This is a genomic window from Deinococcus marmoris, from assembly GCF_001949125.1.
GTDB classification, from domain to species: domain Bacteria; phylum Deinococcota; class Deinococci; order Deinococcales; family Deinococcaceae; genus Deinococcus; species Deinococcus marmoris_A.
Genome location: NZ_MSTI01000169.1, coordinates 1 through 11,203, shown reverse-complemented (window position 1 = coordinate 11,203; position 11,203 = coordinate 1). Strand labels below are relative to the sequence as shown.

General features: G+C 64.3%; 9 protein-coding genes and 1 pseudogene. 8 read left to right on the top strand and 2 right to left on the bottom strand.

Annotated elements, in window-relative coordinates:
* Both BOO71_RS24390 and BOO71_RS24385 read right to left on the bottom strand, forming a co-directional pair.
* The coding region (locus BOO71_RS24390; RefSeq protein WP_139323181.1) for an AAA family ATPase at positions 1-857 on the bottom strand (857 nt) is incomplete at its 3' end.
* Positions 858-951: 94 nt separating this feature from the next.
* Positions 952-2,130, bottom strand: coding sequence for an exonuclease SbcCD subunit D (locus BOO71_RS24385; RefSeq protein ID WP_029481854.1), 1,179 nt, complete (start codon positions 2,128-2,130; stop codon positions 952-954).
* 76 nt (positions 2,131-2,206) lie between these two features.
* On the opposite strand from BOO71_RS24385, the gene BOO71_RS24380 reads away from it, so the two are divergent.
* The 8 genes and pseudogenes from BOO71_RS24380 to BOO71_RS24345 all read left to right on the top strand — a co-directional run.
* Positions 2,207-2,779 carry a Uma2 family endonuclease gene (locus tag BOO71_RS24380; protein ID WP_075836851.1) on the top strand — a complete coding sequence of 191 codons (573 nt, stop codon included), beginning with the start codon at positions 2,207-2,209 and terminating at the stop codon, positions 2,777-2,779.
* A gap of 27 nt (positions 2,780-2,806) precedes the next feature.
* Positions 2,807-4,951, top strand: a complete 2,145-nt coding sequence (gene recD2, locus BOO71_RS24375) for an SF1B family DNA helicase RecD2 (protein ID WP_075836850.1) — start codon at positions 2,807-2,809, stop codon at positions 4,949-4,951.
* A 109-nt stretch (positions 4,952-5,060) separates the two neighbouring features.
* Entirely contained in the window at positions 5,061-7,217 is a 2,157-nt protein-coding gene (locus BOO71_RS24370) for a DUF4900 domain-containing protein (RefSeq protein ID WP_075836849.1), read from the top strand.
* On the top strand, positions 7,217-7,690 hold the full coding sequence (locus BOO71_RS24365; protein ID WP_075836848.1) for a pilus assembly FimT family protein: 474 nt from the start codon (positions 7,217-7,219) through the stop codon (positions 7,688-7,690). The genes BOO71_RS24370 and BOO71_RS24365 overlap by 1 nt, the downstream gene beginning before the upstream one ends.
* On the top strand, positions 7,674-8,117 hold the full coding sequence (locus BOO71_RS24360) for a type IV pilus modification PilV family protein (protein ID WP_139323180.1): 444 nt from the start codon (positions 7,674-7,676) through the stop codon (positions 8,115-8,117). The genes BOO71_RS24365 and BOO71_RS24360 overlap by 17 nt, the downstream gene beginning before the upstream one ends.
* Positions 8,114-8,995: a PilW family protein gene (locus BOO71_RS24355; RefSeq protein ID WP_075836846.1), complete on the top strand. Its 882-nt coding sequence runs from the start codon at positions 8,114-8,116 to the stop codon at positions 8,993-8,995. Before BOO71_RS24360 ends, BOO71_RS24355 begins: the two co-directional genes overlap by 4 nt.
* A gap of 126 nt (positions 8,996-9,121) precedes the next feature.
* On the top strand, positions 9,122-10,816 hold the full coding sequence (locus BOO71_RS24350) for a CTP synthase (protein WP_075836845.1): 1,695 nt from the start codon (positions 9,122-9,124) through the stop codon (positions 10,814-10,816).
* A gap of 109 nt (positions 10,817-10,925) precedes the next feature.
* Positions 10,926-11,203 (top strand): annotated as a pseudogene (locus BOO71_RS24345) (IS701-like element ISPlag1 family transposase); the annotation flags it as partial.

Sequence of the window (11,203 nt, the reverse complement as noted above, 5' to 3'; positions counted from 1 at the left end):
AGCGGCAGCACCCCGGCCACCCGGCGGGCCTGCACCGCCCGCACGGCCCCGGCCTGCACCCCGGCGGCGCGGGCGTCCAGCACGGTCAGGCGGCGACTCGTGTCCTCGCGTACCTTCCAGACCTTCTCGGTTTCGCGCAACCGGGCTTGGCTGTTTTGCAGGGCTTCGCGGCGGTCATGCAGCGTCTCGGCCTCGGCGTCGGTGCGTTCTCGCTCAGCTCTCAGATTTGCCACGACTTCAGCCGTCACGCCCGCGTATTCGTTTTCCAGCACGCTGTTCAGGCTGCCCGCGCGGTGCTTCAGCTCCCTGGCGCGGTCAGACGAAACGCGCTGCATGGCGGCGACGTGTTCCAGCCCCGTCAACTCGCCCAGAATGGCCTGCCGCTCCTTGCCGGTGCCGTGCAGCAGGCGGGCAAACTCGCCCTGCGGCAGCATCACGCTGCGGGTGAAGTTTTTGAAGGTCAGCCCCAGCACCGTCTGAATGCGCTCGTTGACGCCCTTGACGCCGCCGTCGCTGAGGTTGGCCCAGCGCCCGCCTTCGTCCCTGCGCTCGAAACGCACCTCGTTCTCGGCCTGCTTGCGGCCCTTGGTGCGCGAGGCGCGGTAGGTCACGCCCCCCGTCTCGAAGGTCAGGCCCACGCTCATGCCGCGCTCGCCCTGCGAGATCAGCGCGTCCAGCCCAGAGCCGCCCAGCCGCTCGGTGTAGCCGTACAGCGCGAAGGTCATGGCGTCCAGCAGACTGGATTTTCCGCTGCCCGTCGGCCCCACCAGCGCAAATAGTTCCAGATCGCCAAAGTCCAGCTCCGTGAACTGGCGGAAGGCGGTGAAGCCCTGGACTTCAAGACGGATGGGCTTCATGCTTGCGCCTTTGGCGCGTTGATGGATGATAGGTGATGGGTGATGGAAAAAGAGCCACTCTCCATCAACCATCTACCTTTAACCTTCAACCCACTCACGCCACTTCCTCCGCCCGCGCCGCCTCGTCCGCTTCCTTGAAAGCGGCGCGCAGATCGTCGGGCAATTCGCCGCGCCGCTCACGGTAATACTGCTCGTAGAGCTGGGTCAGGCTCAGGCCCTCGCGTTTCAGTTCGGGCAGGGCCAGGTCTTCCTGATTGGCCTCCAGATCTACCGCCAGCGTGTTGGGGGCCAGCTTCAGCACGCGGTCTTTCAGGCCGGGCAGGGCGGTTCCGGCGGGGGCGCGCACGACGACTTTCAGCAGGCCGTCAAAGTCGCCCAGCGCCTTGATCCGGGCCTCCACGTTGTCCAGATCGGCGCGAATGGTCTTCAGTTCGCGCCCGCTCGCCAGCGGCAGGACATGCACTCTGGCGGGGCGTCCGGCCTCCACCTCGATCAGATTGACCTGCTTTTTCTCGCCGCCCTCACCAAAATCAAGCTGGATGATGCTGCCCGGATAGCACGCCAGCGGGGCCTCTGAAATCTGCTGGGGCTTGTGGATGTGGCCCAGCGCCACGTACTGCGCGCCCGCAGGCAGTTGCAGGCCCGACAGCGTGTACTGGTTGGTCAGGTCAAATTGCAGCGTGCGCTCGGAGCCGCTGGGCACCGCGCCGTCCATCGTCGCGTGGGCCATCAGCATGTTCACGCTGCCCGCGCGGAAGCCCTCGCCCAGTCGGCGCAGGAAAAAGCCCATGCCCTCGCGGTATTTCTGCCGCCACGCGCCGGTGTCGCCGCCCATCAGGTCGGCGGCCTTGACCAGACGGCGCTCGGACAGGTACGGCAGCGCGCCCACGGTCAGGGTCTCGCCGCCCTTCGTTTCAATACTTCGCACCATGTCCAGCGGGTTGGCCGTGGGCTGCGCCACCGCCTGAATGCCCACCCAGCCCAGCAGGCCCGTCACCGACTCCAGCCGCGCGGAACTGTCGTGGTTTCCGGCAATGACGATGCCCGGAATCCCGGCGTCACGCAGGCGCAGGAAGAAGTCGAACACGGCGGCTTCGGCGTCTGCCGATGGGTTACCGGTGTCGAACAGATCGCCGGACACCAGTACGGCGTCAGCTTTCTCGCTGCGGGCCAGCGCGGCGATCTCGATCAACGCCTCATGGATTTCGGGGGTGCGGTCATAACCACGCAGGTTGCGGCCCGCATGGAAATCAGCGGTGTGAAGTACGCGCATTGCAGAAAAATCTAGCACGGGGAGGGTGAATCAGCCTGCCTCATTTCGCATTTCAGGCGTGTCGTACCATAGACGTATGTCCGAACCCGCCTTCAAAACCATGAGTCTTGAAGAATACCTGCGTACCGAGCTGGAGAGTTCAGTCAAGCGGGAGTATGTGGGTGGTTTCGTCTATCCCATTCATGGGCAGGCTGGGACAAGTGACGAACACGACACCATCGTGGTCAATCTGCTGCTGACAGTCGGACCACTTGCCAAGCGGGTCGGTTGCTTCATGTATACCGCCGATATGCGGGTACGTTCAGCAGACGGTTCCGGGTATTACTATCCAGACCTGACGGTCACCTGTGAGCCGCGAGTTGCCGGGACACATTTCAAGGTGGCTCCCTGCCTGTTGATCGAAGTGCTGTCGAAAAGCACGGCTCATACGGATCGCGGCAACAAGTACCACGCTTACACCTCACTGCCCAGCCTCCAGACCTACCTGATCGCCGAGCAGACCGAGCGGCGCGTGTACGCCTACAGCCGTGAGGGCGGGGAATGGGTCCTGACCGAATACGTCGGTCAAGGCGAGATTCCATTGCCCTACCTGAATACCGTCATCACGCTGGACGAGATTTACGACGGCGTGCTGCCCTCGCAGTCCTGACCCCCACCCTGGCGCTAGACTAAATCCGTGACTGCTTTTTCGCCCCCTGCCGAAGCCTTCCGCGTGACCGGTGGGGTCAACCGCGTGCGCTTCCGCGCCGAATCGGGCTTTACCGTGATGACCGCCCGGATTGTCAACGACGACGGCGAGGACCCCGACGCCACCGTGATCGGCGTGATGCCTCCGCTGGACGCCGGGGACACCTTCAGCGCCGACGTGCTGATGGAGGAACACCGCGAGTACGGCTACCAGTACCGCGTGCTGAACATGGTGCTGGAAGCCGCGCCCGCCGACCTGACGGAAGCCGGGGTGGCCGCGTATCTGGAGGCCCGCGTGGGCGGCGTGGGCAAGGTGCTGGCCAAGAGGATTGCCGGGATGTTCGGCCCCGCCACCTTCGATGTGCTGGAAAACGATCCGAACAGGCTTTTGCAGGTGCCGGGCGTCACGGCGTCCACGCTGCACAAAATGGTGAGCAGTTGGTCACAGCAGGGCCTGGAGCGGCGTCTGCTGGCGGGCTTGCAGGGTCTGGGCCTGAGCATCTCGCAGGCGCAGCGGGCCGTGAAGCATTTTGGGGAGGCGGCGCTGGAACGCCTGACGGCTGATCTGTTCGCACTAACGGAAGTGGAGGGTATCGGCTTCCTGACCGCCGACAAGCTGTGGGCCGCGCAGGGCGGCTTGCAGGACGATCCGCGCCGCCTGACCGCCGCCGCCGTGTATGCCCTTCAGCAGGCCGCGCAGCAGGGCGGGCACTCCTTCCTGCCGCGCCACCGGGCCGAGCGCGGCGTGGCGCACTACACCCGCGTCAGTGCGGCTCAGGCCAAGCTGGCGGTGGAAACGGCAGTGGAACTGGGCCGATTGTCGGACGATGAAGCACCTCTGTTTGCCGAGGAGATGAACGCGGAGAACCGCAACGAGAGCCGCATCTACCTCCCGCACGTCCTGCGCGCCGAGAAGAAGCTGGCCTCGCTGATCCGCACGTTGCTGGCCACGCCGCCGGGTGGGGATGAGTGGATCGTGCCAGCAGGCGCGGCGCAGGATTTATCCGACGAGCAGGCGCAGGTGCTGGAGCTGCTGGCCGAACACCGGCTGGTGGTCTTAACGGGTGGCCCTGGCACCGGCAAAAGCACGGCAACCCGCGCGGTGGCCGATCTGGCCGAGGGGATGGGGTTGGAAGTCGGTCTGTGCGCCCCCACCGGCAAGGCGGCGCGTCGGCTGGGCGAGGTCACCGGGCGCAGTGCCAGCACCATTCACCGCCTGCTGGGCTTCGGTCCCGCTGGATTTCGCCACAACCATCTGGAACCCGCGCCGTATGACCTGCTGATCGTGGACGAGGTCAGCATGTGCGGCGACGGCCTGATGCTCTCCCTGCTCTCGGCGGTGGGCGCGGGCGCGCGGGTGTTGCTGGTGGGTGACACCGATCAGTTGCCCCCGGTGGACGCGGGATTGCCCCTGCTCGCGCTGACGCAGACCGCGCCCACCGTGCGGCTGGAAACGGTCTACCGTCAGGCCGCCCAGAACCCGATCATCCGCGCCGCCCATGATCTGCTGCACGGCTCCGCCCCGACATGGGGCGATCCCCGCCTGAACCTGACCGAAGCCGATCCCGACGGCGGCGCGCGGCGGGTGGCGCTGCTGGTGCGCGATCTGGGCGGGCCGACGCAGGTGCAGGTGCTGACGCCCATGCGCCGGGGACCGCTGGGCATGGAACACCTGAACTACCATCTTCAGGGCCTGTTCAATCCCGGCGAGGGCGGCATCAAGATTGCGGACGGCGAGGCCCGCGCCGGGGACATCGTGGTGCAGACCAAGAACGACTACACCAACGAGGTGTTCAACGGCACGCTGGGAACCGTGCTGAAGGCCGAGGGCAACCGCCTGACGGTGGACTTCGACAACAATGTGGTGGAGCTGGCCGGGGCAGAACTGTTCAACGTGCAACTGGGCTACGCGCTGACCGTTCACCGCGCCCAGGGCAGCGAGTGGCACAGCGTCCTGACCGTGCTGCATGAAGCGCACATGCCGATGCTCTCGCGCAACCTGGCGTACACCGCCCTCACCCGCGCCCGCGAGCGTTTCTTTGCCGTCGGCTCGGCCTCCGCTTGGCAGAAGGCGGCGGGGCGACAGCGCGAAACGCGGAATACGGCGCTGCTGGAGCGGGTGCGGGCGCGCTGAACTTTTCCGCAGTTCAGTTTGTTTCGTTGCAACATAAAGACTGACAGACTTCTGACTCTACCCCCACCCTGGGGTGAAGTTTCCTGCATTTTTCCTTCATACTGACTTCATGCCCACTTCGCCCCGCATCCCCGCCCGAACCACCGAGGGAGCCACGCTGATCGTGTCATTGCTGTTCGTGATGCTGCTGCTGGCGGTGATCATGTCGGTGACGGCGCAGGTCACGCTGTCGTCGCGGCGCTCCAGCGTGGACCAGCAGGCGCTGCTGAGCGCGCGCTACGCCGCCGAATCCGGCGTGGCGCGGGTGCAGGCCCGGCTGAAGGTGATGAAGGCTTTGCTGGACGACGCCACCATCCCGGCGATCACCCGGAACTCGGCGGTCGAGAGCCAGATCGCCGCGATGTGCGGGCTGGCAGTTTTGCCGCCTCAGCCGCTGCCCACGCCGGCCAATCCCAGTCCGGTTTCAACCGTCTGCACGTTTCCGGCGGACGGCCTGCGGGGTGGGGGCGGCGCGCGCGCGGCTCTGCTGACCAACGCGGTCAAGGCCACTGACTTTGCCAAAGAGGGGTTCAGGGCCACCGACGATTCGGCCCGCGCGCGGTTCTGGGGAGAGATGTTCTCTGGCACGGCGGGCATGCAGTACAGCGGTTCGGGCAGCCAGAACAGCGACTACGGCGTGACCTTTGGTCTGATTCCCACCCGGCTGGACCGCCAGCGGGACCAGTACCGCCTGTATTTTGAGGTTCCCTCGGCGCTGTCGCAGGGGGTCACCGGGTCCACCACCCAGCGGCTCAGCGCCCGCGCCACCACCGACGGCAAGGGCGAATATTACCTGCTGATCAGCCGCGAACCGTTCGCCAAGTTCGGCCTGTTCACCAACCGTCAGTTCCAGAGTCCAGAGGCAGAGCGGAACAACACGCTGATCACCTTCACCGAACGCACGCTGTTCAGCGGCCCCGTTCACACCAACGGACGGTTCACCTTTTACAAGACGCCCACCTTCTGGGGTGAGGTGACCTCGGCAGGTTGTCCGCCGGGACCGGGGCTGATCGGCGATGTGGCCGGAAAGCCTGGTTGTCTGGTTGCCGCCCAGCCGGGCGCACAGTTCGGTGTCAATCCGCCGCAACTCCTGACCCCCGCTCAGATGACTGGGCGAGGCCCACCAGATGAACTTTCCACAGCACAGGCTCCCAGGGTGGGCGAGAATCAGCCGCAGTTCAAGTCGTCGGTTAAGTGGGACGCGGACTTTATTCCATTGCCCACCAACTCCCAGAACCAGCGGGCCGCCGCTCTGGGTTATAGCCTCGACCCGGTGACCGGACAGGCCATCCCGCTGCCGACCGCCGGGCTGGCCCTGAGCGGCGACGTGCAGGAAATGCAGCTCTGGCGCGACATGATCGGCGGCCAGGAGCGTCAGCGCATCAGCTACGTGCAGGGCGGCGCGGCGGTCGATCTGTCGTATGACCAGAACGGCACCCTGTTCATTCTCAATCCCAGTCGGCAGTGGGTTCCTGCCGGACGTGACGCTGCCGGGAATGTTGGAGCCGTGGGCGGAACGTTTACCATAGTCAAGCCATTCAACGGCGTGGTGTCGGTCCAGGACGGCAAGATCGCCAATCTCAACGGCGGCCCCAACGTCGCCCAGAGTGGTCCGGCGGGGGCCAGCATCGCCAGTTTCGCCGGGGTCACGGTGGCGGCCACCGGGGACGTGAACATCACCAGCAGTCTCAAATACACGGTGCCGCCCTGCGGGGGCCAGAACACGGAAACCGCCGCCGCCCCGTGTGACCGGCAGGACGCCCAGAACATCCTGGGCATTTACGCCAGCGGTAAGACGAACGCCAATGGCAGCAAGGTGCCGGCCAACATCAACCTGATCAGCCCCAAGAGCTGCCCGGACGGCATCGGCAACTGCCCGAACATCGGCGTCAACCCGCAAATTCACGCGGTTCTGATGGCCAGCCAGGGCGCGGTGCAGGTCGAGGGCTACAACCAGGGTTCAGCCGATAACTCACTGGGCAAGGTCAACCTGATCGGCGGGATCATCGAGGACTATTACGGCGCGTTCGGCCAGACCGATGGTCACGGCTACGGACGCAATTTCGTCTACGATCAGCGGACCTACGACGGGTTCAGCCCGCCGGCCTTTCCCACACAGAAAGACTGGACGGTGGTGCTGCGGCTCAAGGCGACCGATCAGGACCTCCAGAAGAACACCGGCCTGGGCATCCGCCTTCAGGGCGACGCCGTGAGTGCGGGCAAGTGATGCGGACGCGGAATGGACGCTTTCAGGCGGGATTCACGCTGCTGGAACTGCTGGTGGTCATCGCCATCCTGGGCATCATTGCGGGCGCGTTCAGTCTGTTTATTCTCCGCAACATCCGCCAGAGCGAGCTGCGCGACGCTGCTTACCAGATTATCGGCGACCTGCGCCGGGCACGCACCGGGGCGCAGAAATCTGGGGTGATCAACAGTGTCACGATCACCACGGCCACCTCTGCCTATGCGGTGGCCGTCGCGGAAAATCCACCCCGTGCTGTCAATCTGACCCTCCCACACGGCGTCACGGTCACGGCCCAGTCTGGGGGAGCGAATGTGGCCTATCAGCCGCCCTTCGGAACCCTGGACACCACCGGCGTCTCATGGAAACTCACCAGTCCATCCAATCCCAATCTGAATTTGTGGGTCAAGGCTATTGGCATTACGGGCAAGGTGATGGTCAGTGCAACGCAGAATTGAGCTTCAGCGTGTGGCGGGCCTGACCATTATTGAAGTCCTAGTCAGCATCGCCCTGCTGAGCGTGATCGTGCTGGTGGTTCTGACCCCCCTGACTGGTTTTTTTGGCCTGACCCGCCAGAGCAATCAGCAGGTCAGCGCCACCCAGTCTGCCCAGCGGGCGATGGAAGCCCTGCGCGGCGACTGGCTCAACCCTGGCTACTATGATAAGAACTGTCTGATCAATCCGGCAGTGCTGGACGGGTTGGAGATCGAGATCACTGCGCTGGATGTGGACAACCAATCTACTGGCACACTGGGCAAACCCGGCAGTTGCGCGGCGAGTGCGGCAGCCACTGATCCGCCTCCCCTCAAGCGTGTGCGGATCACCAAGACCGATGCTCAGGGCAAGCTGCTGGCCGATCTGACCGTGGAGGTGGACCGCCGATGAAGCGCCACTCTACCCAGGGCCTGACCCTGATCGAGTTGCTGGTGGCCATCGCGCTGGGACTGCTTGTTCTGCTGGCCGCCACCAATCTGCTGATTTCCTCTTCACGCAGCGCCACAGATTTGCAGGGCCGCAGCGAACTGCTGGAAGAAAGCCAGATCGCCCAGAACTATATGGCCGCGCAGATCAGGGAGGCAGTGTACGTGTTTCCAGCGGGCACGACGATTACGCTGGGCGCGACAGGCTACACCTTCAGAAATCCAGTCTCGAACAACGGAACGTGGACAGTGGGACAGCCAAATGCGCCGCTTGTCGCTTTTGTGCGTCCGCCACAACTGCTGCCGAATCCCTCCGGGCCGCTGAGCGAGCAATGTACGGGAACGGCTTCTGGTGATACACGCCGCTGTTACCAGTTCATCGCCTATTACCCGGTGCTGAGGAGCGTCTGGACTGGAACAGGCGGGGCGACCTCACTCAACAATCCAGGAGAGGACGACAGCAACGGCAACCGCTGGGTGCTGGTGGAATACCGCAGCAATTATGTTCCGGCCAGTCTTGCTGCGCCGTCCAGTCCTTCACTTGCTCAGCTCGCCGTCAGCAGCTACAGCAGGACTGGGGGTTCGGGCCGCCTCCTCCTCGATTATGTCCAACCCAAACCCCTGGCTCTCCCCAGCACGCCGACTTTATTCGAGGTCACTACACCGCCTGCGGGAACGCTTCAGGCCCCTGGCAATACCTCTGTCACCATCAATCTGGCCGTGTCGCGGCAGACGCGCGGGCAGGCCGTCACGGTGCCGGCGCGCAACGCCACAACCACGGGTCCGCAGAGCGTCACGCCGCTGGTGGTCACGCCGCGCAACGTAGGCAATCTGTCGCCCTGAAGTACCCAGGCTGGCGCGTGATACCATGAAATCCCGGAGGCCAGGCGCCCCGGTTTTTCTTTTTTGGCCCCGCCGCAGAACGTGTACAGGCTACGTTCGGGGGGCAAAGCGCTTGGAGATTTGGGCATGAAATATATCTTTGTCACGGGCGGCGTGGTCAGTTCATTGGGAAAAGGCGTGGCAAGCGCCAGCCTGGGCGCACTCTTGCGGGCGCGCGGCTACCGGGTCACGGCGGTCAAGATCGATCCTTACATCAACATCGACGCGGGCACCATGCGCCCCTACGAACACGGCGAGGTCTTCGTGACCGCCTCCGGCGCGGAAACCGATCTGGACATCGGCAACTATGAGCGCTTCCTGGATCTGGATATTCCGCCGGGCAGCAACATCACCACCGGACAGGTGTACCAGGAGGTGATCCGCAAGGAGCGCGCCGGGGATTACCTGTCCCAGACGGTGCAGGTCATCCCGCACATCACCGACGAGATCAAGCGCCGCATCAAAGTGGCGGGCGAGAACGCGGGCGCGGAGATCGTGCTGATCGAGGTCGGCGGCACCGTGGGCGACATCGAATCGCTGCCCTTTCTGGAGGCCATCCGGCAGTTCCGCTTCGACGAGGGCGACGAGAACGTGCTGTACCTGCACCTGACCCTGGTGCCGTACCTGGGCACGTCCAACGAGTTCAAGACCAAGCCCACGCAGCACAGCGTCGCCACCCTGCGCTCGGTGGGCATCAGCCCCGACATCGTGATGGTCCGCAGCAAGGAAAAGTTGCCCAGCGAGATCACCCGCAAGATCGCGCTGTTTACCTCAGTGCGTGAAAACCGGGTGTTTAGCAGCTTCGACGTGTCGCACGTCTACGAGGTGCCATTGGCGCTGGAGGAACAGGGGCTGGGCAAGGCGGTGGAAGACCTGCTGAAGCTGGAGCGGGTGCATCCCAATCTGGGCGTGTGGTCGAATGCCGTGCGGACCATCAAGCAGCCCACACGCGCCGTGACCATCGCGCTGGCAGGCAAGTACACGGCGATGCCCGACGCCTACCTCAGTCTGCTGGAATCGCTGACGCACGCTGGAATCGCCAACGACGCCCGCGTGAACATCAAGTGGATCAACGCCGAGGAACTGGATAACTCCAGCGAGGAAGAGGGCGGCCTGGAAGCCCAACTGGGCGACGTGGACGGCATTCTGGTCCCTGGCGGCTTCGGCATCCGGGGCATCGAGGGCAAGATTCACGCCGCCGAGTACGCTCGCACGCACGGTGTACCTTATCTGGGCATCTGCCTGGGCATGCAGATCGCCGTGATCGAGTACGCCCGCAACGTGGCCGGGCTGGAGGGGGCCAACAGCACCGAGTTCGACGGCTACGCCCCGCACAAGGTCATCGACCTGATGCCCGAACAGGTGGAGATCGCCGGGCTGGGCGGCACCATGCGGCTGGGCGACTGGCCGATGGATCTGAAAGCTGGCACGAAGATTGCCAGTCTTTACGGCATCCCGGACGGCGGCACGGTGCGCGAACGCCACCGCCACCGCTTCGAGGTCAATCCGGCGTACACAGAACGCCTTCAGGACGCGGGCCTGACCATCAGTGGCGTGACACCGGGGGTGGCGGGCCGGGGCGCAGGGCTGGTGGAGAGCATCGAGATTCCGGGGCATCCGTTCTTCGTGGCCCTGCAAGCCCACCCCGAATTCAAGAGCCGTCCGATGCGCCCCAGCCCACCGTTCGCGGGATTCGTGGCGGCGGCGCTGGAACGGCAGAGTGCCGAACGGTCTGGCCGCCCCAGCGCAGGGTCGGAAAGTCAGCCGATGCCCAGCGCCTGATACGGATTCCGATTGAAAGGTTTAGGGCTTACGCGAAACTGGGCAAGTCTGAAATTCTGGGCTGGTGGGAAGACCTCGAAAAGTCGGGCGGCAACGGTACTGCGAGTTTTTGGCTGCAACACAGATCAATCGGACACAAACCTATTTTGCCAACCACGTCGATGATTTTGCTCATGACGCCGTTCAGCGCTACCTGAAAGGTGACTGTTTAACGGCAGCGGAGGTGTGGACGCAGGTGCGTCCACACGTCAAATTGAGCGACAAGGGTTACATCATCTTCGACGACAGCGTGATGGACAAGCGCCATTCACGCCGCATGGCGCTGGTTCGAAGGCAGTGGAGTGGGAACGAGAAACGAACCATCCGAGGGATGGGCGTCGTCACCTG